We start from the raw sequence: 22,182 nt of genomic DNA, 5'->3' as shown, positions 1-22,182 counted from the left end.
CGGCTGCTCTGACGAATCCGGATCGTACCGGGCCTGACAGGTCTCAGATGTCTCAGCGCCGCAGCACCATTAACTGTTGCGGGTTTGCATCCTGGAAACCCAGTTGCTGGTAGAAGCCGGCACTTTTGGTGGTCATCAGATACACCCGCTCCACGCCCACCACCGGCGGGGTGTGGAGCAGTTCTTCGATCACCCGGCGGCCCAGGCCATGGCCCTGCAGATCGCCGGCCACGACGATGTCCCAGAGCACGGCGCGGCTAAAACCATCGGAGGTGGCCCGGCCGAAGCCCACCAGCCGCTTGCCGCGCCAGAGGCTCACTACGGCGTCGCTTCCGGCCAGCAGCCGCCGCAGCTGGGAAAAGCTGCGACCGCGGGCCCAGAAGGCATGGCGATCGAACAGCCGTTGCAGCTTGATCAGTGCCCGGCTGGGACGCAGATCCGGCCCAAGGCCAAGCCAGCGCAGGCCGGGGGCTCCGGGGGCATGGTGAACCAGCCGGATCGGGGTCACGGGTCGGGGAGCCGCAGCACTTCATCTTGCTCCCCGGCGATAATTGACGGCCGCCGTTTGGCACAGCACCCATGCCCGCCTACGACCTCACGGCGCCCTACACCCCTAAAGGTGACCAGCCGACGGCGATTAAGCAGCTGGTGAAGGGGGTCAATGGCGGTGAGCGCTATCAGACCCTGCTGGGAGCGACGGGCACGGGCAAGACGTTCACGATGGCCAACGTCATCGCCCAGACCGGCCGACCGGCCTTGGTGTTGGCCCACAACAAAACTTTGGCGGCCCAGCTCTGCAACGAGCTGCGGGAGTTCTTCCCCGAGAACGCCGTTGAGTACTTCATCTCCTATTACGACTACTACCAGCCGGAGGCCTACGTTCCTGTCAGCGACACCTACATCGCCAAGACGGCGTCGATCAACGAAGAGATCGACATGCTGCGCCACTCGGCGACGCGTTCGTTGTTCGAGCGGCGCGATGTGATCGTGGTGGCCTCGATTAGCTGCATTTACGGCCTGGGGATTCCGAGTGAATACCTCAAGGCGGCGGTGAAATTTGAGGTGGGGGAAACCCTCAACATTCGCGGCCAGCTGCGGGAGCTGGTGAACAACCAGTACAGCCGCAACGACACCGAAATCGCCCGCGGCCGTTTTCGGATGAAGGGGGACGTGCTGGAGATCGGCCCCGCCTACGAAGACCGGCTGGTGCGGATTGAGCTGTTCGGCGATGAGGTGGAGGCGATCCGCTACGTCGACCCCACCACCGGCGAGATCCTGCAGAGCATGGATGCGGTGAACATTTACCCGGCCAAGCACTTCGTGACGCCTAAAGATCGGCTCGATACCGCCATCCGTGAGATCCGCCAGGAACTGCGGGATCGGCTGGATGTGCTCAATGGCGAAGGCAAGTTGCTGGAGGCCCAGCGGCTGGAGCAGCGCACCAAGTACGACCTGGAGATGCTGGGCCAGGTTGGCTACTGCAACGGGGTGGAGAACTACGCCCGCCACCTGGCCGGCCGCGAGGAGGGCACGCCGCCGGAATGCCTGATCGATTACTTCCCCGACGACTGGCTGCTGATCGTGGACGAGAGCCATGTCACCTGCTCCCAATTGCAGGCGATGTACAACGGCGATCAGGCCCGCAAGAAGGTGCTGATCGAGCACGGTTTCCGTTTGCCCAGCGCGGCGGACAACCGTCCGCTCAAGGGCGAAGAGTTCTGGCAGAAGGCGCGGCAAACGGTGTTCGTCTCAGCCACGCCTGGCAACTGGGAGATGGAGGTGAGCGGCGGTGAGGTAGCTGAGCAGGTGATCCGTCCTACGGGGGTGCTGGATCCGGTGGTGGAGGTGCGGCCCACGTCCGGCCAGGTCGATGATTTGTTGGGGGAGATCCGCGATCGGGCCAGCAAGAACCAGCGGGTGCTGGTCACCACCCTCACCAAGCGGATGGCGGAAGACCTCACCGATTACATGGCGGAGAACGAGGTGCGGGTGCGGTATCTGCACTCGGAGATCCACTCGATCGAGCGGATCGAGATCATTCAGGATTTGCGCCTGGGTGAATACGACGTGCTGGTGGGGGTGAACCTGCTGCGGGAGGGCCTGGACTTGCCGGAGGTGAGCCTGGTGGCGATCCTCGATGCCGACAAGGAGGGTTTCCTGCGAGCTGAGCGCTCGTTGATTCAGACCATTGGCCGGGCCGCCCGGCACGTGGAGGGAGTGGCGCTGCTCTATGCCGACAACATGACCGATTCGATGGCCAAGGCCATCTCTGAAACTGAGCGGCGCCGTGCGATCCAGCAGACCCACAACGAGAAGCACGGCATTGTGCCCACCGCGGCGGGCAAGAAGGCCAGCAACTCGATCCTCAGCTTCCTGGAGCTGAGCCGCAAGCTCAAGCAAGACGGGCCTGATGCCGATCTGGTGGAGGTGGTGGGCAAAGCCGCTCAGGCCCTGGAGAACGATCCCGATGCCGGCCTGGCGCTGGAGGCGTTGCCGGAATTGATCGATCAGCTGGAGGCCAAGATGAAGGAGGCGGCCAAGAAGCTTGACTTCGAAGAAGCGGCGAACCTGCGCGACCGGGTGAAGCAGCTGCGTCAGAAGATGGCTGGTTCCCGCTGAAATTCAAGGTGGCAACCTGTTGCAATTGACCTTTGGTCCCTCGGTAAGGCAAAGTCTGTTTGTCGTCAGGGAAACGCCCACGTCGACCTGCGGATGTAGCTCAGTGGTAGAGCATCTCCTTGCCAAGGAGAGGGTCGAGAGTTCGAATCTCTTCATCCGCTTGATTCAGAACCCAGTCCAGAAGGGCCTTCTGACATTGCTTCTCTATTAGGCTGCACCTGATTCGGTTGCCGCTTTCCATGCTCAAGCTCCTGCTGGGTGATCCCAATGCCCGCAAGCTGAAGCGCTACCAGCCAATCGTTTCCGACATCAACCTGTTGGAAGAGGAGATCGCGCCTCTTTCCGACGACGAACTGCGCAGCAGAACAGCAGCATTTCAAGAACGGCTAGCCGATGCCGGCAGCTTGGATAACCAGCGCCCGATCCTTGACGAGATCCTGCCCGAAGCCTTTGCAGTGGTTCGTGAAGCTGGCAAACGAGTGCTCGGCATGCGCCACTTCGATGTGCAGCTGATTGGCGGCATGGTGCTGCACGAGGGCCAGATCGCCGAGATGAAAACCGGCGAAGGCAAAACTCTGGTCGCCACCCTGCCCAGCTATCTCAATGCCCTCACCGGCCGCGGCGTCCACGTAGTCACCGTGAACGACTACCTCGCCCGCCGCGACGCCGAGTGGATGGGCCAGGTTCACCGTTTCCTCGGTTTATCCGTGGGCTTGATCCAGCAGGACATGCGACCGGAGGAACGGCGGCGTAACTACCAATGCGACATCACCTACGCCACCAATTCCGAGCTGGGTTTCGACTATCTGCGCGACAACATGGCCGCTGACATAAGCGAGGTGGTGCAGCGGCAGTTTCAGTACTGCGTGATCGATGAGGTGGATTCGATCCTGATCGACGAAGCCCGCACCCCCCTGATCATTTCCGGCCAGGTGGAACGTCCCCAGGAGAAGTACCAGCAGGCCGCTGAAATGGTCAACGCCCTGGTCCGTGCTGCGGAGCTGGGCAAGGACGGCATCGACCCTGAAGGCGACTACGAGGTGGATGAAAAGCAGCGCAGCTGCACCCTCACCGATGAAGGCTTTGCCAAGGCCGAGAAGATGCTCGGCGTGGCGGATCTGTTCAACCCCCAGGACCCCTGGGCCCACTACATCACTAACGCCCTCAAGGCCAAGGAGCTGTTCGTCAAGGATGTGAACTACATCGTGCGCGACGGCGAAGCGGTGATCGTGGATGAGTTCACCGGCCGGGTGATGCCGGGCCGCCGTTGGAGCGACGGCCAGCACCAGGCGATCGAGGCCAAGGAATCCCTGCCGATCCAGCCGGAAACCCAGACCCTCGCCTCGATCACCTATCAAAACTTCTTCCTGCTTTATCCACGCCTGGCCGGCATGACCGGTACTGCAAAAACGGAAGAGGTGGAATTCGAGAAGACCTACAAACTCGAAACCACCATTGTTCCCACCAACCGGGTGCGGGCACGGCAGGACTGGGCCGATCAGGTGTACAAAACCGAAACCGCCAAGTGGCGGGCTGTGGCGAATGAAACCGCCGACATCCACAAGAACGGACGACCGGTGCTGGTGGGCACCACCTCAGTGGAGAAGAGCGAATTGCTGAGTTCCCTGCTGGCTGAGCAGGAGATCCCCCACAACCTGCTGAATGCCAAGCCGGAGAATGTTGAGCGGGAATCGGAAATCGTGGCCCAGGCCGGCCGCGCTGGAGCCGTGACCATCGCCACCAACATGGCGGGCCGGGGTACCGACATCATCCTCGGCGGCAACAGCGACTACATGGCCCGTTTGAAGTTGCGGGAAGTGCTGCTGGGCCGTCTGGTGAAACCGGAGGACGACCACAAACCACCGGTGCCCTTGCAACGCACGACCGCGGATGGATTCGCCGATGCCGCAGCACCGCCGCTGCCCCGTAGCGGTGAGAGCCTCTACCCCTGCCTGCTCACTGACGACACCGATCAGGCCCTCGGTCAGCTAGCCCGTGATCTGGTCAAGGCCTGGGGCGACCGTGCCCTCAGCGTGATTGATCTGGAGGAGCGCATCGCCACTGCTGCGGAGAAAGCTCCCACTGAGGATCCCCAGATTCAGGCGTTGCGCGAGGCGATCGCCCGGGTGAAGGGTGAATACGACGCCGTGGTGAAGCAGGAGGAAAGCCGCGTTCGCGAGGCCGGTGGCCTGCATGTGATCGGCACGGAACGGCATGAGTCCCGCCGGGTCGATAACCAACTGCGTGGCCGTGCCGGCCGCCAGGGCGACCCCGGTTCCACCCGCTTCTTCCTCTCGTTAGGAGACAACCTGCTGCGGATCTTTGGCGGTGACCGTGTTGCCGGTTTGATGAATGCCTTCCGCGTGGAGGAAGACATGCCGATCGAATCGGGCATGCTTACCCGCTCGCTGGAGGGGGCCCAGAAGAAGGTGGAGACCTACTACTACGACATCCGCAAGCAGGTGTTCGAGTACGACGAGGTGATGAACAACCAGCGGCGTGCGGTGTATTCCGAACGCCGCCGGGTGCTGGATGGCCGTGCCCTCAAGAAGCAGGTGATCGGCTATGGCGAACGCACTATGGGCGAAATCGTGGAGGCCTATGTGAATCCGGATCTGCCGCCGGAGGAATGGGATCTGGGCCAGCTGGTGGGCAAGGTGAAGGAATTCATCTACCTCCTGGAGGATCTCACCCCTGATCAGGTGCAGGGCCTTGGTATGGAGGAACTCAAGGCCTTCCTTCAGGAGCAACTGCGCAACGCCTACGACCTCAAAGAAGGCCAGATCGAACAGCAACGTCCGGGGCTGATGCGGGAGGCCGAGCGTTTCTTCATCCTTCAGCAGATCGATACCCTCTGGCGGGAGCACCTTCAGGCGATGGATGCCCTGCGTGAATCGGTGGGTCTGCGTGGCTACGGTCAGAAAGACCCTCTCATTGAATACAAGAACGAGGGCTACGACATGTTCCTTGAAATGATGACCAATATGCGTCGCAATGTGATCTATTCAATGTTCATGTTCCAGCCAGCTGCACCACAGCAGTCAGGGTCCACTTGATTGACATTGGTGTGATCTGAATGTCTACTCGTGTGGTGATGACTCTTCTCGTTCGTAACGAGGAGGATGTTATTGCTGAGAACATCCTGTTTCACTATGCCCAGGGTGTTGAGTCTTTTTTGGTGATGGATAATCTGTCCACGGATGCAACGTCTGCGATCTTGCGGCGGTTAGCCCGTTTTGTTCCTATCACTTATATCCAGCAGACATCTGATACGTATGATCAAGCGCAGTGGGTTACGGAAATGGCCCGCTCTGCTTATCAAGATCATGGGGCTGATTGGGTCATCAATAATGATGCTGATGAGTTTTGGTTGTTCCCCGATGGAGATGCGCCATCCTTTTTGGATTCTGTTGCTCCAGGCATAGCTGGGTTGTTTGTTCAGCGTTTTAATGCTGTTCTCCCAGAGAGTGGTCGGCGTCGTGATGGTTTGGCTCACCCTTCACAGAGTTGTTTCTTCTGGCGTGAAAGTATTAATGCGCTTCACCGTCCTTTGCCTCCTAAGTGCATGCATCGTGCCTTTGCTGATGTAACTGTTGATCAAGGCAATCATGAGATTTTTGGTCATCAGGGGTCACTTGAGTTCAGTGATCAGGTATCCATCTTTCACTTTCCGTACAGGCGTTTTTCCTCCTACCAATCAAAAATTCGACTTGGCGGTGCTGCCTACCAACGCAACAAAGGTCTTCCTCGAACTTGGGGCGATGCTTGGCGACAGCAACGCCGGCTTTTGCGTCGTGATGGTCTTTGGGAATTCTGGCGTGGCTTGCAGACAACCCCCGAGGCCCTTGCTCAAGGTTTGAAAGAAGGCAGCATTTTTGAGGATGCTCGGCTTTTCGTTGCTGTGAAGTCTTTGCGGGCCAAGCACCGTTGGTTCTGGTTGAAGTGTCGAATCTCTCGCTGGCTGAGTTGAGGTTAAGATTCGTCCCCTTTGCCAATTGGTTTAATTTTTAGGAGGGTGATGATTGAGCTGGAAGGCATTCAGCATGGTTCCTAAAATGGAGGTGTTGAAAATATTTATCTGTATATGTGAGGCTGGTATTGCCTTTGCCCTGTTGCAGGTGTTGGGTTTGTAGATCTTTCTAGTTCTTTGCCTTGAAAAAGTGCTTTTTATCGAACTGGTTGCATGCTTAGAGGTGTGATGGGCAAATGGCTCCAGATTGTGATCAACGCTCGCTTGAGGCGTCTCCGAGAAATTCCAGAATTTCTCGATCTTTGAGATTTTGAGCTTCGCCAGAGCACTCTTCCATGAGTTGTCGCCCAGCCGCCACCTCCTGTAGGCAGCGTTTGAGGTTCGTCACCGTGCTCTCGAGGTGATCGCTCCGCTTGATCCTGTTGCGGATTGTACGCGTGGATGATCGCCAGTTCGGTGTCGGTGTCGATGCCGATGCGCTTCTCCAATCGACTCCCTTGCTGAGCTGCAAAGGGATCATTCTGTCGCGACTGCTTGACAAGGCAGATCAAGAATTCATGAGGAAAGCCCAATCTTTGTTGGGAGCTCGATTTAATGCTCCGCCAATTCAATAGTTGCGCATGGATGTCAGCATTGAACCCTTTGGCTTGGAAAAACGAATACTATAATTGCCCAATACAGGGTTTAAAACTCTGGCTTTTCCTTTCGAGCCTTTGTTGATGTTCGCGCACGTTTGTTTCAGGTCAAGAAACAAGGAATTCAAAAAATTCCTTATGGCCTTTGGTCATAAATATTTTTAAGTCCTGACATTTACGAATTTTACATTCGAAAAATTTTGTTTAATTGAGTATCGATAGACTCCGCTATTTTTGAAATAAGAATTGCTTCCCATTATTGTCTTTTTGTTTAAAAGTGCTGAGGCTATTGCGATGTGAAGTCGGTTGGTTTTTATTTCTGCGTATGGTGCTATCGCTTCAAAAATGGCTCTTGAGCTTTCAGTAATCCCCTCTAGTGTTTGCGTATTATTGATTGTCTTGCACATATGCGATAGATCACTGTTGTCCGGCGGAATTTCAATCTTTGTGGCTTCCTTGTCAGTTCGGAACGCATGTAAGCAACCGGACCTGTGACCTAAATCGTTTTTGATCAATGACTGAATGGTGCTAGGGCCAATTGCAAAGGCCAAGTCGTGATCGATTCGAGCATTTTCCGGGTAGCGCATGTGCTGCGTGAGGTGCCTAAAGCTTCGTCGTTCTCGTGCGAATAAAACCATATTCGGCCCGATTTTCTCTAGCACATCGCTCTGTTCGTGGACAGTGTGTGGTAACAGAACGAGCTGCTGAACGTGAGTGTTGCGGAGAATGAATTCACGACATTGCTTGTAGTAAGGCACAAAGTTCCCACCTCCTCCATAGAAGACGCGATCATTTTTATTAAAAGTTTCCCTGTGTTTGTGGAGTCTTACGCGTAAACCAAGAGATTCCATTAATTGCAACGTACCTAGAGCTATCAAGCTGTCTCCGGCATTTCCTGGATTGGGTATGTATTGAATCGTTTCTCCTGGGCTGGTCGTGTCCAGCAGAAATCTGATCAGATTCTCGTGTCTCAGCGCCATGTTTTGAGTTCTCCATTATTTTTCGGATGATGACGAATTGCTATCTCCCAGAAATTCCAGAATTTCCCGATCCTTAAGATTTTGAGCGTCTCCAGTGCACTCTTCCGTGAGTTGTCGCCCAGCCGCCACCTCCTGTAGGCAGCGTTTGAGGTTTGTGACCGTGTTTTCGAGGTGATCGATCCGCTCCATCAGGTTGCGGATCACGCTCGCCTCGGCATCCGGCAGGGCGGAGTGAGCCAGGGGGTTAATCCTCACGCCGCTTTGGTGGATCACGCGGCCTGGAATGCCCACAACGGTGCAGTCGCTTTCCACATCGCGCACCACCACTGACCCGGCGCCGATGCGGGTGTTGGTGCCGATCGTGATGGCTCCCAGCACCTTGGCTCCAGCTCCGACCACCACGTTCTCCGCCAGGGTGGGGTGGCGTTTGCCATGCTCCTTGCCCGTGCCTCCCAGGGTCACCCCCTGGTACAGCAGGCAGCGGGGGCCAATTTCAGCGGTTTCGCCGATCACCACCCCCATGCCGTGGTCGATGAACACACTGTGGCCGATGCGTGCGCCCGGGTGGATTTCGATGCCAGTGAGGGCACGGCCGATCTGGCTGAGGCAGCGGGCGGCCAGTTTCAGAGGCAGCTTGCAGGCCCAGAGCCGATGGCTGAACCGATGCAGGCTGATCGCCTGGAAGCCGGGGTAGCAGCACACAATCTCCAGCCAGCCACGGGCAGCCGGATCACGCTCGCGGATAATCGCGAGGTCGGCACGGATGTGATCAAACATCGCAGGGTTTTAGCTGGCGGCTGCCGGGGTCTGTAGGCCAATCTCCTTGCGGAGTAGATCGATCGTATCGGTGCTGAGGTAGCTCTCGGCGCAATGCACCTGGGGCATGCGCATCAGTTGGGAGCGGTTCTGGCGCAGGCTCTGCTCCACCAGGGGCAGGCTGGGGCGATCGCAGAGCACGTGGCTGGAGGCCCGCAGTAGCGCCAGCAGGCGGCTGCCCACGTCTGGAGTGGCGGTCATCAGCAGCAATTCGTTGCCGCGCATTGAGTGGAGGATCACCTCCGCTGCCCGCAGGATTCCAGGGCTGATGCTCACCAGGCCCACACAGCTGCCGGGGCGCAATTCCTTGAGCATGGCCAGTTCCTGGCGGAAGTCGTTGAGGTCAACGGCCACGGCCCGAACACTGTGTTTCTTGGCCAGCTCTTCCACCGGTTGGAGGAAATAACGGCTGGTCACCACTGTGCCGTTGCTGGAGTTTTCCAGAACGCTTTCCAGTTCCTCCAACGGCACCACTTCCACCGGCACATCCAGGCAGGGTTCCAGTTCTTCGGCGATCAGCATTGATGCGCCAATGTCTTCCCGCGGCGTGCTGACCAGCACCCGTGCACCGCAGCGCAGGCGCCAGTCGATCTCTCGGGTCAGCAGTTCCCGGGTCTGCTGCAGGGTGCAGCCCGCATTCAGCAGGCCATCCACGCACTTGCGCACTTCCCGGTCGAGATCGGTGACGCCCCGATTGCGGATGTGCGGTGGCGTTTTGATTTCACGTGGTTTCTGCTGGTCGCGCACGTAGATGCCAGAGCCGGCCATCGCTTCCACCACGCCATCGGTTTCCAGCTGGCGGTAAACCTTGCTGATCGTGTTGCGGTGCAATCCTGTCTGCATCGCCAGCTGGCGGGTGCTCGGCAATCGATGGCCCGGTGGGTAATGCCGCGCTGCGATGGCGAAACAGATCTGGTTGTAGAGCTGCGTCGATGCCGGAATGTCGCTTTCCTGTTGGATATGGAATCGCACGCCGGTGGGACAGGTCGGAATGCGGCCACCATACGGAGCGATTCCCTTGGTGACAATTACTTCTGTGTCCTGTGGACCTGTGACAATTTCAAACTCACTGTCAACTCGCTGGCTTCAGATTGCCAATGGGGATGTGTCGCTGCGGTGCTGGTGGGCACAGCCGCAAACTGCCGCAAACGATATCAATACAGAATTGTCTATAAATCGTGTCTTTATCGTGCTGCCTGAGGTGTTCGGTGTGAATGCCTGGGTGCGCAGCGTGGCCGATCGGCTGGCCGCCCATGGTTATCCGGCCCTGGCGGTGCCCTTGTTTGCGCGAACGGCCCCCGAGCTGGAGTTGGCCTACGAACCGTCCGATCTGGCCCAAGGTCGTCGCCACAAGGACGCCACCACCAGCGATCAGATCCTCGCTGATGTTGCTGCTGCAATCGCCTGGATCCAGGATCAACACCCGCAGGCAGCGGTTCATCTGGTGGGCTTCTGCTTCGGGGGGCATGCCGCGTTCCTGGCGGCCAGCCTGCCTGGCGTGGCGGCCGCCTTTGATTTCTACGGCGCTGGCGTCAGCCGGATGCGGCCCGGCGGTGGTGAACCCTCCCTGACCCTGCTGCCGCAGATCCAGGCACGGCTTACCTGTGTGTTCGGCACGGCCGATCCGCTGATTCCTGCGGAGGATCGCGAAACAATTGATATGGCCCTGCGCAAGGCCGATCCCGCCGGCGAGCGTTTGCGTTGTCTGAGCTATGACGGCGCCGATCACGGCTTCATGTGCGAAGCCCGCAGCAGTTTTGATCCCCAGGCCTCAGCCCAGGGATGGCGCTTGCTGCTGGACGATGTCTCTCTCCTCTAGCCCTGAGGGCTCGCCACCTTCGCGGCGGTGGGGCGTGGGGGTGCCGGAATCGTGCGCACGGCCTTGTTGGCGGCTTGCTCCTTTTCCTCCTTCTTCACCAGCGGTGTTTTGCGCGGGGTGAGGAACATGATCATGTTGCGGCCCTCCCGTTTGGGCGCCTGCTGGATCTCGGCCTTTTCCTCCAGATCCTTGGCCATCCGCCGCAGGAGGGTTTCCGCCAGGGCCGTGTGCTGAATCTCCCGGCCGCGGAAGATCACCGTGCACTTCACCTTGTCGCCAGCCTTGAGGAAGCGCTGAGCCTGACCGATTCGCACGTCGTAATCGTGCTGGTCGATCTTGTAGCGCATCTTGACCTCTTTAACTTCGGTCTGGTGCGACTTTTTCTTGGCCTCTTTGGCTTTTTTTTCTTGTTCGAACTTGAACTTGCCGTAGTCCATGATTCGGCAGACCGGCGGGTCGGCCTTCTCGCTCACCAGCACCAGATCCAGTTCCCGGTCACGGGCCACGTCGAGGGCTTCTTCCCTGCTGATCACGCCCAGCTGAGCGCCGTCTGAGTCGACCACCCGCAACTGGGGGTAGTTGATCCGATCGTTGATGTTGGGCAGCTCCCGAACCGGGGCACGACGGTCAAAACGGGGACGTGGGGGCATTCAGGCGGTGACGGGGACAGGTGCAGACAATTTCGAGGGATATAACGTCTGCATCCTTCACATTAGTTGCTGCTGGATCAACGTCATCGCATCCGTCAACGTTGCCTGGTCGGGCAGCCAGTGGGGGTTGTGCTGACGCCGGAACCAGGTGCGTTGTCGTTTGGCGAACTGGCGGGTGCGTTGGCTGGTGATCCGCACCGCGTCTCCATTGGTCAGCCCGCCGCTGATCACCTGCAGCGCCTCGCCGTAGCCGATGGTCTGCAGCAGCGGCAGATCTGCGCCGTAGCGCTCGCTAAGGCGCCGGGTCTCCTCCACGAGCCCGTTCTGGTACAGCTGCTCGGTGCGTTGCTGGATCCGCTGGCGCAGATTGGCGGGATTGAGGCCCAGTTCCAGAACGTTCCAGGGGGGCGGTGTGGCGGTGGCTTGGCGGCTCATCGGTTGTCCGGACGCGTAGAGCACTTCCAGGGCGCGCTGGGTGCGCACGGCATCGGCTGGAGCGATTTTGGCGGCGGCGTCTGGGTCGGCGGCTTGCAGCAGGGGGTGGCAGATGCCCTGGCCCAGGGCCGTCAGTTGTTGGCGCAGCTTCTGCTGCGGGGCGACAGCCGGAGGTTGCAGTCCGGAGGTGAGGGCTTTGAGATACAGGCCGCTGCCGCCCACGAGGAGGGCCACACCACGCTGCTCCAGCTCATGGTTGATGCAGGGATTGGCTTCTGATTGAAACTCCTGCAGGGTGATCGGCTGGTCCGGTGCGCGCAGGTCCAATAAATGGTGCTGTACCCGTTCCTGCTGCTCCGCCGTCGGCTTGGCAGTGCCGACATTCATCCCCCGGTAGAGCTGGCGGGAATCCACGTTGATCACCGGCAGATCCAGCCGTTCGGCGATGTCCAAAGCCAGGGCGGTCTTGCCGCTGGCAGTGGGCCCGAGCAGGGCGATCACCAGGGGATTGGAGCTATTCAAAAGCGTTAGGGGGGTGCAGCCCGGCTTGGAACGACCTCTGAGAGGCCTCTGCAAGCCTCTATAGACAGCCGGTGGTAGATTGGCATTGTCAGGTCGAGGTTTAGAGCCGTTGCGCCCGCCCATGACCCGGTTTCCTGGCTTGAGACTTACTGAATGAGCGACGCTTCCAAGGTCCAGAACGCCTACGGCGCTGAGCAAATTCAGGTGCTGGAGGGGCTTGAGCCCGTTCGCAAGCGCCCGGGCATGTACATCGGCACCACGGGGCCGCGGGGCTTGCACCACCTGGTGTACGAGGTGGTTGATAACTCGGTCGATGAGGCTCTGGCCGGTCATTGCGACCAAATTGTTGTCGTCTTGGGTGAAGACGGCTCTGCCTCGGTGAGTGACAACGGCCGTGGCATTCCCACCGATGTCCATCCCCGCACCGGCAAGAGTGCCCTGGAGACGGTGCTCACGGTGTTGCATGCCGGCGGCAAATTCGGAGCCGGCGGTTACAAGGTGTCTGGCGGTTTGCACGGCGTCGGCATCTCGGTGGTGAATGCCCTGAGTGAATGGGTGCAGGTGACGGTGCGCCGCCAGGGCCAGATTCATCGCCAGCGCTTTGAGCGGGGCACTGCCATTGGGGCGCTTGCCTCGGAGTCGCAGTCATCGGCGGAGTCCGGCGAGACCGGCACCACCGTCTGCTTCAAGCCCGACCTTGAAATCTTCACCGGCGGCATCGTTTTCGATTACGCCACCCTCTCGGCTCGTCTGAGGGAACTCGCCTATCTCAACGGTGGTGTGCGGATTGTCTTCCGTGATGAGCGGGAGTCGGCCCGGGATGAGGAGGGTCAGCCCCATGAGGAGATCTATTTCTATGAAGGCGGCATCAAGGAATACGTCGCCTACATGAACAAGGAGAAGGATGCCCTTCACCCCGAAATCATCTACGTGAATTCGGAGAAGGATGGCGTTCAGGTGGAGGCGGCATTGCAGTGGTGCTCCGATGCCTACTCCGACAGCATCCTTGGCTTTGCCAACAACATTCGCACTGTGGATGGGGGCACCCACATCGAAGGCCTCAAGACGGTGCTCACCCGTACCCTCAACGCCTTCGCCAAGAAGCTGGGCAAACGCAAGGAAGCGGATTCCAACCTGGCGGGGGAGAACATCCGTGAAGGCCTCACCGCGGTTCTGTCGGTGAAGGTGCCGGAACCGGAATTTGAAGGTCAGACCAAAACCAAGCTCGGCAATACCGAAGTGCGGGGCATCGTCGACAACCTGGTGGGCGAGTCGCTGGGGCAGTTCCTCGAGTTCAATCCTTCCGTGATCGGTCTGATCCTGGAGAAGGCGATCCAGGCGTTCAATGCGGCGGAAGCCGCCCGCCGTGCCCGCGAACTGGTGCGCCGCAAGAGCGTTCTGGAGAGCTCAACCCTGCCCGGAAAACTGGCCGACTGCAGCTCCCGCGACCCTGGCGAATCCGAGATCTACATCGTGGAGGGTGACTCCGCTGGAGGCTCCGCCAAGCAGGGCCGGGACCGTCGCTTCCAGGCGATCCTGCCGCTGCGGGGCAAGATCCTCAACATCGAGAAAACCGACGACGCCAAGATTTATAAGAACACCGAGATCCAGGCGCTGATCACCGCTTTGGGCTTGGGGATCAAGGGCGAAGACTTCGACGTGAAGAACCTGCGCTATCACCGCATTGTGATCATGACCGATGCTGATGTGGATGGCGCCCATATCCGCACCTTGATCCTCACATTTTTCTATCGCTACCAAAAAGAATTGGTTGAAGGTGGTTATATCTACATTGCCTGTCCACCGCTCTACAAAGTGGAGCGCGGTAAAAATCATACCTATTGTTATAACGAATCAGATCTGCAAAAAACATTGAAAGGGTTTGGTGAAAAAGCCAACTACACCATTCAGCGTTTCAAGGGTCTCGGAGAAATGATGCCCAAGCAGTTATGGGAAACCACCATGGATCCCAGCACCCGGATGATGAAGCGCATCGAAATCGAAGACGCCCTCGAGGCCGATCGAATCTTCACGATCCTGATGGGTGACAAGGTGGCTCCTCGCCGGGAATTCATCGAAACCCACAGCGCCGAGCTGGACATGGCAGCCCTCGACATTTGATGGGGCCTCTTCTCCGTTGGAGTTGGTTGCTTGGGGTGGCGCTGATGGCCCCGGCGGCCTTGCCCGCCGGTGGTGCTGATCGGCGTCAACCACAGCCCCGTCGCCGCGAGGCGTCTGGGCCCTTACACACGTCGACCGACCAGCCCCTGCACCTCAGCCCGCTGGAGGTTGCTCCACGGTTGAGCACCCTCAAGGCGGGATCCTCCCTGCGCCTGCTGCGGCGTTGGTCTGCCGCCGATGGCCAGGATTGGCTGCACGTGCAAACCGTCTCCGGAGAGCAACGCCGTGGCTGGCTCCGCGCCTGACGCCCTGTTGGTTGGTCTCGGGGCGATCCCCGGGGCCTGGCTGCGCTTGAAGGTGGTGAACCACTTTCAGCCCATGGTGCCTAAGAAGCACTGGGGCACCTTTCTCGTGAATGTGTTGGCCTGTTTCGCCCTCGGGTTGGTGCTGGCCCTCAATGAAACCTGCACCGCTAGCACCGGCATCGCGCTGCTGATGGGTGTCGGTTTTTTCGGTAGCCTCAGCACCTTTTCCACCTTTGCGGTGGAGTTACTGAACGAGCTCCGGGCTGGCCAGGCTCTAACGGCCATGGTGCTTGCGCTCGCTTCGATCGGGGCGGGTTTGCTGGCCTCGGCCGTTGGTTACGGATTGGGGACCTATGCCTGAGGCCAACCCCAGCCTGCAACTGGAACTGCAGGAGCTGCTGCTCGTGGGTCTGGGCGCTGTGCCTGGAGCCCTGCTGCGCTGGCAGCTGGCTCTGCATCTGGGGGATCAGAACCTGCTGGTGAACGTCCTGGGGGCCGCGCTGTTGGGCATGCTGGCCGGGCTTCCCGCCGCCCCGCGTCGACAGTTGCTGCTGGGCATTGGCTTCTGCGGCTCGCTCACCACCTTCAGCAGTTGGATGTTGGCGGCCATGAAGCACCTGAGTTCAGGTGATTGGGCCGCCGCATTGGGCTTGATCGGGCTGACCCTTGGGCTGGGGCTTGGCGCCGCAGCCCTTGGTTTCAGCCTGGGGCGCCGAATCAAGCCGCCAGAGCCGCCTCAATCGCCGACTTGAGGTCTTCGGGGGTGACGCCGCTCTTGAAGCGAGAGATAACTGTGCCGTCCTTGCCCACCAGGAACTTCTCGAAGTTCCATTCCACGTCACCGCTGGGATCCATCTGATTGAGGGTGGTGTAGGGCTCTGTGGTGCTGCCCTTGGCGTGCACTTTTTCGAACAGCTCGAAGTCAGCGCCGTAGGTGGTGGAGCAGAAGCTCTTGATCTCGTCGAGGCTGCCGGGCTCCTGGGCGCCGAAGTCGTTGCAGGGGAAACCCAGAACGGCCAGCCCCTTGGCGGCGTAGGCCTCGTTCAGGGCCTGCAGCCCGGCGTATTGCTTGGTGAAGCCACAGCGGCTGGCCACGTTCACGATCAGCAGCACCTTGCCGGCGTAATCGCCAAGGGATTTGCTGCTGCCGTCGGGGGTGGTGACGGAGACAGAGCTGACGCTGATCGCCATGGTTGAACACTGAGGGAGAGCTGACGTTAACCGGATGTAACGGCCATAGACTGGGCTCCCGGCCGGAGGAGCATGACGGAGGCATCGGGGCTGAGCAGTGCCGGCATGGGCGTGGGCGTGGAGCCAGAGTTACTGGCTGAAGCAGTCACCCATGAACTCGCCGCCATGCTTCAGGCGGGGAACTACGACGCGGTGAAACTGCTGCTGGAACCGGTTCAGCCGGTCGATATCGCTCAAGCGATCGGCGCGCTGCCAGCCAACCTGCAGGCCATTGCCTTTCGGCTGCTCAGCAAAGACGAAGCCATCAGTGTTTATGAGTACCTCGACACCGCCACCCAGCAGAGTCTGCTGAGCCTGCTGCGTTCCGGTGAGATGCGGGAGGTGGTGGAGGAGATGTCGCCGGATGATCGCGCCCGCTTGTTTGAGGAACTGCCGGCCAAGGTGGTGCGCCAGCTGCTCAGCGAGCTCAGCCCGGATGAGCGCAAGGTCACCGCTGAATTGCTGGGTTACCGCTCTGAGACGGCCGGTCGCTTGATGACGACCGAGTACATCGCCCTGAAGGAAAACCAGACGGCGGCTGTGGCGTTGGAAATCGTGCGCCGCCGCGCCCGCGACACCGAAACGATTTATTCCTTGTATGTAACGGATGCGGAACGCCGCCTCACCGGCATCCTGTCGCTCAGGGATCTGGTGACGGCAGACCCCCAGGCTCGCATCGGCGATGTGATGACGGAGGAAGTGCTCAGCGTCAGCACCGACACCGATCAGGAGAAGGTGGCCCGCACAATTCAGCGTTACGACTTCCTCGCCGTTCCTGTGGTGGATCTGGAGCAGCGTCTGGTGGGCATCGTCACGGTGGATGACGTGATCGATGTGATCGAGCAGGAGGCCACCCGTGATCTGTACGCCGCCGGTGCGGTTCAGGCTGGTGATGACGACGACTACTTCAGCAGCAACCTGTTCACCGTCGCCCGTCGCCGGGTGGTGTGGTTGGCGGTGCTGGTGCTCGCCAGCTTCTTTACCTCGGAAGTGATTGCCGCCAATGAAGACGTGCTGCAGAAGGTGGTCTTGCTGGCGGCGTTCATCCCCTTGCTCGGTGGCACTGGCGGCAATGTGGGGGCCCAGAGCTCCACGGTGGTGATCCGTGGCTTGAGCACCCAGAGCATCTCCAGCCTCGGACCCTTGCGGGCGATTACCCGCGAAGCCATGGCGGGGGCGTTGCTGGGTGTCTTGATGATGTTGTTGGTGGTTCCTTTTGCTTGGTGGAGAGGTGAAAGCGCTTTGGTGGGTCTGTCGGTGGGGATGAGCCTGCTGGCGATCACCACCTTGGCGGCCACTGCCGGAGCGGCGTTTCCGCTGCTGTTCGATCGCATGGGTTTGGATCCGGCCTTGATGTCCACGCCCTTCATCACCACCTGTACTGATGTGGCAGGCACGCTGATCTACCTGAAGACGGCGGGGTGGCTGTTGGTCCACCTGCCGCAGCTGGTTCAGGCCACAGGTATTTCTACCCAATTCTTTGCCTTGGGCGTTTTCTGAGAGTGTGTTTACGTTTCTTAGGAGTACTCTTTACATAACTCAAAGAAGCGACATGGCTCCGGCAGCGACCGCTACTTCCAAGCCAAAAACTGCCGCGAAAACCGTCACGGCAGACGTTGATCTAGTCCGCTCCTACCTGCGTGACATCGGCCGTGTTCCTCTGCTAACCCACGAGCAAGAGATCACACTCGGGCGTCAGGTCCAAGAGTTAATGGACATCGAGACCATCGAGTCTGAGCTAGAGAGCAAGGAAGGTGAGAAGCCCAGCCGAGATCAGCTGGCGAAGGCCTCGGGGCTTTCCTCAGTGCAGCTCAAGCGCAAGCTTCAGCACGGCCGCCGCGCTAAAGAGCGCATGGTGGCCGCCAACCTAAGGCTGGTGGTGAGCGTCGCTAAAAAATACACTAAGCGGAACATGGAGCTTCTGGATCTAATTCAGGAAGGAACCATCGGCCTGGTGCGTGGAGTTGAAAAGTTTGATCCAACCAGGGGTTACAAATTTTCCACCTATGCCTACTGGTGGATTCGTCAGGGCATCACGCGGGCCATTGCCGAAAAGAGCCGCACGATTCGGCTACCGATTCACATCACTGAGATGCTGAACAAGCTCAAGAAGGGGCAGCGGGAGCTGAGCCAAGAACTGGGTCGCACCCCCACCGTCATCGAGCTTGCCGAGTACGTCGAGCTGCCGGAAGACGACGTCAAGGATCTGATGTGTCGCGCCCGCCAGCCCGTGAGCTTGGAGATGAAAGTTGGCGACGGTGACGACACCGAACTGTTGGAACTGCTCTCCGGCGATGGTGATCTGCCCAGCGATCAGGTGGAAGAGGATTGCTTGAAAGGTGATCTGCGCAGCCTGCTGGGCCAGCTGCCCCACCTTCAAGAGCAGGTGCTACGGATGCGTTACGGCATGGATGGGGAAGACCCGATGAGCCTCACTGGCATTGGCCGGATTCTTGGCATGAGCCGCGACCGTGTGCGCAACTTGGAGCGTGATGGTCTAGCAGGTCTACGCAGGGTCAGCGATCAGGTGGAGGCCTACGTCGCCTGCTGATCAGATTCCGACTTGACCAGCCGTTGCAGCACCGGGTTCACTTGATCCGGTGCCTCGTCGTGGGGGCAGTGGCCTGCACCGGGAATCACTTCGAGGGAACGAACGCAGCTGATGGTCTGGGCCCATCGCTTGGCTTCTGCGGCGGGTTCCCAGGGATCCTGTTCACCCCAGATGAGATCTACTGGGATGTTTAGCTCCTCCATCAACTCCGGCGCCAGATGGTCGTCGAACAGGTTGATGAAACCGCGGAAGGCTTCGGCGGCACCATGGCGCTGGGTGGGCTGAAACAGCAGGTCGATCAGCGCGTCGTCGATGTTGATGCCACTGGGATAGGCCTGTTTCAGCACGCTGCGGATCACGCCGGGACGCGCCGCATTACGGAACAGGGCGGTGCTCAACCAGCGCTGTCGCACCATGGTTTTCAGCAGCGGCCGGATCCAGGTCATCCAGGCCGGCTGGGTTGCCAGTTGCTTGTCGTCCATCAAGCGCTGGGCGCAATCGATCAGCACCACGCCTCGGCACTGGTTGTCCAGGAGTTGTGCGGCCCGTAGGGCCACAACCCCGCCGATGGAGTTGCCCACCAGTCGCACCGGTCGATCGATCTCCTCGCGGCAGAAGTCCGCCACTTGCTGGCCCCAGAGGTCGAAGCCGTAATGCACCGCATCTGTTCTTTCGGGTTCATCCTTCAAGCGGGCCCGGGGTTGGTCGCTGGCACCGAACCCCAGTAGATCGATGGCGTAGGTCGGCACCAGCTCGGCCAGCACCGGCTGGTTGAAGCGCCAGTGGTTGGTGTTGGCCCCGAAGCCGTGGATCAGCAGCACCGCTTCTTCGGCATCGGGGTCGCCCATCAGGCTCCAGCCAATGGATCGTTGGTTCCAGCTCCAGAGTTTGTTGCTAGGGCTCACGCCTTGGCTTGCTGCGCCGGTGCATCTTGGCGACTGAACAACCGCTGTTCGAGGTTTTTCACCAGCACGTACACCGGCGGCACAACTCCAAGCGACAACACCGTGGCCACCACCAGACCACCGAAGATCACGGTGCCCAGGGATTGCTGGCTGTGGGCGCCGGCGCCATTGGCTACCACCAGAGGCAGGAAGCCGGCCAGGGCGGCAATGGCCGTCATCAGGATGGGTCGCAGTCGTGATTCGGCCGACTGCACCGCCGCCTCGGTGATGCTCAGGCCCTGCTCCAGCTTTTGTTCGGCCACCTCCACGATCAGGATGCCGTTCTTGGCCGCAAGGCCGATCAGGGTCACCAGGCCCACCTGGGCATAGATGTTCAGGTCGATCGAACGGATGGCCAGGAAGGCCAGGGCACCGAGCATGGCCAGAGGCACCGTGGCCAGGATGATCACAGGCGTGATGTAGCTCTCGTATTGGGCCGAGAGCACCAGGTACACAATCAGCACGCCGAGGCCGAACACCAGAACGCTGGCGTTACCGGCGGAGAGTTGCAGCTCTGCCAGTCCGGTGAAGGCGGAGCCGATGTTGGTGAAGTCGGCAGCATTGAACAGCGCTTGAATCTTGGCCAGGGCCTGACCACTGCTCTTTCCAATCGCTTCTGCTCCTTGGATCAGCACGGTGCGGTTGAGGTTGTAGTGGCTGATCACCGGCGGCGCACTGCTCAGTTCAGCCGAGGCGAACTGCGACACCTGCACCAGCCCGCCATCGCGATCACGCACGTAGTAACTCAGCACGTCGTCGATGGTCTGGCGTTGATCCGGTGTGCCCTGCACGTAGATGCTGCGTACCTGACCGCTCTCATAGGTGAGCCCGGAGTAGTTGCCGCCAGTGAGAGCTGCGATGCTGTCCATCGCCTCCTGATAGTCGACGTTCAAAGCCCCCATCACATCGCGGTTCACCGACAGGCCGACGGCCGGAGAGCTGGGGTTGAACTGGGTGTAGAGCGTGGAGAAATCACCGCTGGCATTCCCCTCCTTGATCAGTTGATCCGCCAGATCCGACAGCTCATTGAGGCTGTACTGGCCGTTGCTGAGGTCGTTGAACTGGAAGTAAAAACCGCCCTGAGATGAGAAACCCGGAACCGCTGGCGGCCCTGATGCCGCCGCCAGCCCTTCGCTCAGCTGGATCAGCTTGGTGTTCAAGCGCTTGATGATCGCGTCGGAGCTTTGGCTGGCTCCTTTGCGGTCCTCCAGGGGTCTCAATCCGAAGAAGAAGAAGCCTTGATCAGGGCTGGAGCCGTTGAAGCCGGAGCCGCTGATGATTCCAGCATTGGCCACGTCGTCTTCCTCGCTGAGCACCTTGGCGATCTGCATGCCGAGCTTTTTGGTTTCCACCAGAGAGGCGCCGTTCTGGAGTTGGAAGATGCCCAGGCCGTAGCCCTGGTCTTCATCGGGGATGAAGGCGGTGGGCAGGGCTTTGAAGGCGAAGCCGGTCAGCACGATGCCCACGGCCAAGCCGCCGAGGATCAGCTGGCGCAGGGCGATCACCCGGGTGAGCAGGGCGGCGTAGGCCTGCTGCAGCCGGTCAAAGCCGGCATTGAATGCCGTGAAAATGCGCGGCAGGTTGGCTCCAGTTAGGGCGCCGATGCCCACGCCGGCCAGGTAGGTCCAGCTGCCGAAGGCTGCGGCACTGAACCGCCCGAAGGCCAGACCCACGATCACACCCACAACAATCCAGGCGCGACCGCGCGGTTCGGGAGGTTTCTCCCGGGGCAGGATCAAACCCGAGAGCATCGGCGAGAAGCTGAGGGCGTTGAAGGCCGAAATGGCGATCGAGAAGGCGATCGTCAGGGCGAACTGCTTGTAGATGATGCCGATACCGCCGGGGTAGAAGGCCACGGGAACAAACACCGCCATCAGCACAAGTGCTGTCGCTACAAGGGCACCGAACAGTTCGCCCATGCAGGCGAGGGCTGCCTCGCGGGGCTTCATCCCCCGCTCGATGTTGGTGGACACGGCCTCGATCACCACGATGGCGTCGTCCACCACCAGACCCGTCGCCAGCACCAACCCCAGCAGTGTGAGTTGGTTGATCGAGAAGCCGAACACCTTCAGGAAGGCAAAGGTGCCGATCAGCGAGATCGGGATGGCCAGGCTGGGCACCACTGTGGCGCGCCAGTTCTGCAGGAACAGAAACAGGATCACCAGCACCAGCACGATGGCAAGACCCAGGGCATCAATCACCCCATCCACCGACGCCTCGATGAACTGGCCAATGTCATAGATCTGATTCACCGTCACCCCGGGGGGAACGAGGCTGCGGAACTGATCGAGTTGTGCCATCACCGCATTGGACACATCCAGGGCGTTGCTGGCCGGGGTTTGATAGATCGCCAGGGTCAGCGCCTCATGGCCGTTCTTGTCGATGCCCTGTACGGCGAAACTGTTGGTGCCGTAGCGCACCTCGCCCACGTCCTCGAGTTTGAGCAGGTTGCCTGAGGGGGAGCGGTTGACAATCAGGTTGTTGAAGTCTTCTAGGGAGGTGAGGTTGCCGTTGTTCTCCACCACGATCGGGTAGGTGTACGCCTGATCTCCTGATGCCGGAGGCCCTCCCACCAGCCCCCCCAC

Annotated in this window: 19 protein-coding genes and 1 tRNA gene; 11 read left to right on the top strand and 9 right to left on the bottom strand. The window is 59.8% G+C overall.

What is annotated here, in order from left to right; genetic code table 11:
• Window positions 1–52: 52 nt before the first annotated feature.
• Complete coding sequence (locus tag FZX13_RS06015; protein WP_226408420.1) at window positions 53–508, bottom strand: GNAT family N-acetyltransferase; 456 nt, start codon at window positions 506–508, stop codon at window positions 53–55.
• Window positions 509–579: 71 nt separating this feature from the next.
• Here FZX13_RS06015 and uvrB point away from each other — a divergent pair, with 71 nt between their 5' ends.
• The 4 genes from uvrB to FZX13_RS05995 all read left to right on the top strand — a co-directional run bounded on the left by uvrB (window position 580) and on the right by FZX13_RS05995 (window position 6,589).
• Window positions 580–2,619 (top strand): excinuclease ABC subunit UvrB, encoded by a 2,040-nt coding sequence (uvrB, locus tag FZX13_RS06010; RefSeq protein ID WP_226408418.1) that lies wholly within the window; start codon window positions 580–582, stop codon window positions 2,617–2,619.
• 89 nt (window positions 2,620–2,708) lie between these two features.
• A tRNA-Gly gene (locus tag FZX13_RS06005) sits at window positions 2,709–2,780 on the top strand.
• Window positions 2,781–2,858: 78 nt separating this feature from the next.
• On the top strand, window positions 2,859–5,675 hold the full coding sequence (secA, locus tag FZX13_RS06000) for a preprotein translocase subunit SecA (protein WP_226408416.1): 2,817 nt from the start codon (window positions 2,859–2,861) through the stop codon (window positions 5,673–5,675).
• A gap of 20 nt (window positions 5,676–5,695) precedes the next feature.
• A complete protein-coding gene (locus FZX13_RS05995; RefSeq protein WP_226408414.1) occupies window positions 5,696–6,589 on the top strand; it encodes a glycosyltransferase family 2 protein in 894 nt (297 codons plus the stop codon).
• Window positions 6,590–7,385: 796 nt separating this feature from the next.
• Here FZX13_RS05995 and FZX13_RS05985 read toward each other — a convergent pair.
• From FZX13_RS05985 to FZX13_RS05975, 3 genes are read right to left on the bottom strand one after another with little or no spacing between them, the layout of a single operon-like run.
• Entirely contained in the window at window positions 7,386–8,204 is an 819-nt protein-coding gene (locus tag FZX13_RS05985; RefSeq protein WP_226408412.1) for a polysaccharide pyruvyl transferase family protein, read from the bottom strand.
• 15 nt (window positions 8,205–8,219) lie between these two features.
• Window positions 8,220–8,981, bottom strand: a complete 762-nt coding sequence (gene cysE / locus FZX13_RS05980; RefSeq protein ID WP_226408410.1) for a serine O-acetyltransferase — start codon at window positions 8,979–8,981, stop codon at window positions 8,220–8,222.
• Window positions 8,982–8,990: 9 nt separating this feature from the next.
• On the bottom strand, window positions 8,991–9,992 hold the full coding sequence (locus FZX13_RS05975) for a GntR family transcriptional regulator (RefSeq protein WP_011363122.1): 1,002 nt from the start codon (window positions 9,990–9,992) through the stop codon (window positions 8,991–8,993).
• A gap of 217 nt (window positions 9,993–10,209) precedes the next feature.
• Between FZX13_RS05975 and FZX13_RS05970 the strand changes: the two genes are divergently transcribed.
• Entirely contained in the window at window positions 10,210–10,839 is a 630-nt protein-coding gene (locus tag FZX13_RS05970) for a dienelactone hydrolase family protein (protein WP_370630794.1), read from the top strand.
• Here FZX13_RS05970 and infC read toward each other — a convergent pair.
• Window positions 10,836–11,489 carry a translation initiation factor IF-3 gene (gene infC / locus FZX13_RS05965; protein ID WP_011363124.1) on the bottom strand — a complete coding sequence of 218 codons (654 nt, stop codon included), beginning with the start codon at window positions 11,487–11,489 and terminating at the stop codon, window positions 10,836–10,838. The two genes, FZX13_RS05970 and infC, sit on opposite strands and share 4 nt — an antisense overlap.
• Before the next feature lie 57 nt (window positions 11,490–11,546).
• On the bottom strand, window positions 11,547–12,446 hold the full coding sequence (gene miaA / locus FZX13_RS05960) for a tRNA (adenosine(37)-N6)-dimethylallyltransferase MiaA (RefSeq protein WP_226408395.1): 900 nt from the start codon (window positions 12,444–12,446) through the stop codon (window positions 11,547–11,549).
• A 153-nt stretch (window positions 12,447–12,599) separates the two neighbouring features.
• Between miaA and gyrB the strand changes: the two genes are divergently transcribed.
• The 4 genes from gyrB to FZX13_RS05940 are packed head-to-tail and all read left to right on the top strand — an operon-like array spanning window position 12,600 to window position 15,624.
• Entirely contained in the window at window positions 12,600–14,567 is a 1,968-nt protein-coding gene (gyrB, locus tag FZX13_RS05955) for a DNA topoisomerase (ATP-hydrolyzing) subunit B (protein ID WP_226408393.1), read from the top strand.
• Window positions 14,567–14,872 (top strand): SH3 domain-containing protein, encoded by a 306-nt coding sequence (locus FZX13_RS05950; RefSeq protein ID WP_226408391.1) that lies wholly within the window; start codon window positions 14,567–14,569, stop codon window positions 14,870–14,872. The genes gyrB and FZX13_RS05950 overlap by 1 nt, the downstream gene beginning before the upstream one ends.
• A complete protein-coding gene (locus FZX13_RS05945) occupies window positions 14,853–15,233 on the top strand; it encodes a CrcB family protein (RefSeq protein WP_226408389.1) in 381 nt (126 codons plus the stop codon). Before FZX13_RS05950 ends, FZX13_RS05945 begins: the two co-directional genes overlap by 20 nt.
• Complete coding sequence (locus FZX13_RS05940; RefSeq protein WP_226408387.1) at window positions 15,226–15,624, top strand: CrcB family protein; 399 nt, start codon at window positions 15,226–15,228, stop codon at window positions 15,622–15,624. The genes FZX13_RS05945 and FZX13_RS05940 overlap by 8 nt, the downstream gene beginning before the upstream one ends.
• On the opposite strand, the gene FZX13_RS05935 is transcribed toward FZX13_RS05940, so the two are convergent.
• Complete coding sequence (locus FZX13_RS05935; protein ID WP_226408385.1) at window positions 15,590–16,063, bottom strand: glutathione peroxidase; 474 nt, start codon at window positions 16,061–16,063, stop codon at window positions 15,590–15,592. The two genes, FZX13_RS05940 and FZX13_RS05935, sit on opposite strands and share 35 nt — an antisense overlap.
• A gap of 72 nt (window positions 16,064–16,135) precedes the next feature.
• Between FZX13_RS05935 and mgtE the strand changes: the two genes are divergently transcribed.
• Window positions 16,136–17,602: a magnesium transporter gene (gene mgtE / locus FZX13_RS05930; RefSeq protein ID WP_226408383.1), complete on the top strand. Its 1,467-nt coding sequence runs from the start codon at window positions 16,136–16,138 to the stop codon at window positions 17,600–17,602.
• 52 nt (window positions 17,603–17,654) lie between these two features.
• Complete coding sequence (locus FZX13_RS05925) at window positions 17,655–18,653, top strand: RpoD/SigA family RNA polymerase sigma factor (protein ID WP_226408381.1); 999 nt, start codon at window positions 17,655–17,657, stop codon at window positions 18,651–18,653.
• On the opposite strand, the gene FZX13_RS05920 is transcribed toward FZX13_RS05925, so the two are convergent.
• The gene (locus tag FZX13_RS05920; protein ID WP_226408807.1) at window positions 18,638–19,501 is read right to left on the bottom strand and encodes an alpha/beta fold hydrolase; all 864 of its coding nucleotides are present in this window, start codon (window positions 19,499–19,501) and stop codon (window positions 18,638–18,640) included. The genes FZX13_RS05925 and FZX13_RS05920 overlap by 16 nt on opposite strands.
• Window positions 19,502–19,554: 53 nt before the next feature.
• Window positions 19,555–22,182 (bottom strand): efflux RND transporter permease subunit (locus tag FZX13_RS05915; protein WP_226408379.1); only part of this gene is annotated, 2,628 nt, incomplete at its 5' end.

The sequence above is a fragment of the Synechococcus sp. MU1625 genome (assembly GCF_020514205.1).
Lineage (GTDB): Bacteria > Cyanobacteriota > Cyanobacteriia > PCC-6307 > Cyanobiaceae > Parasynechococcus.
Note: the sequence above shows the minus strand (reverse complement) of the source record. Positions and strands in the feature narration are given on the sequence as shown.

Coding starts and splice junctions, on each gene's coding strand:
- gyrB (WP_226408393.1), top strand. CDS start 12,600: ATGAGCGACGCTTCCAAGGTCCAGAACGCCTACGGCGCTGAGCAAATT.
- FZX13_RS05925 (WP_226408381.1), top strand. CDS start 17,655: ATGGCTCCGGCAGCGACCGCTACTTCCAAGCCAAAAACTGCCGCGAAA.
- FZX13_RS05995 (WP_226408414.1), top strand. CDS start 5,696: ATGTCTACTCGTGTGGTGATGACTCTTCTCGTTCGTAACGAGGAGGAT.
- infC (WP_011363124.1), bottom strand. CDS start 11,489: ATGCCCCCACGTCCCCGTTTTGACCGTCGTGCCCCGGTTCGGGAGCTG.
- FZX13_RS05935 (WP_226408385.1), bottom strand. CDS start 16,063: ATGGCGATCAGCGTCAGCTCTGTCTCCGTCACCACCCCCGACGGCAGC.
- FZX13_RS05940 (WP_226408387.1), top strand. CDS start 15,226: ATGCCTGAGGCCAACCCCAGCCTGCAACTGGAACTGCAGGAGCTGCTG.
- FZX13_RS05950 (WP_226408391.1), top strand. CDS start 14,567: ATGGGGCCTCTTCTCCGTTGGAGTTGGTTGCTTGGGGTGGCGCTGATG.
- FZX13_RS05920 (WP_226408807.1), bottom strand. CDS start 19,501: ATGGGCGACCCCGATGCCGAAGAAGCGGTGCTGCTGATCCACGGCTTC.
- uvrB (WP_226408418.1), top strand. CDS start 580: ATGCCCGCCTACGACCTCACGGCGCCCTACACCCCTAAAGGTGACCAG.
- FZX13_RS05985 (WP_226408412.1), bottom strand. CDS start 8,204: ATGGCGCTGAGACACGAGAATCTGATCAGATTTCTGCTGGACACGACC.
- secA (WP_226408416.1), top strand. CDS start 2,859: ATGCTCAAGCTCCTGCTGGGTGATCCCAATGCCCGCAAGCTGAAGCGC.
- mgtE (WP_226408383.1), top strand. CDS start 16,136: ATGACGGAGGCATCGGGGCTGAGCAGTGCCGGCATGGGCGTGGGCGTG.
- cysE (WP_226408410.1), bottom strand. CDS start 8,981: ATGTTTGATCACATCCGTGCCGACCTCGCGATTATCCGCGAGCGTGAT.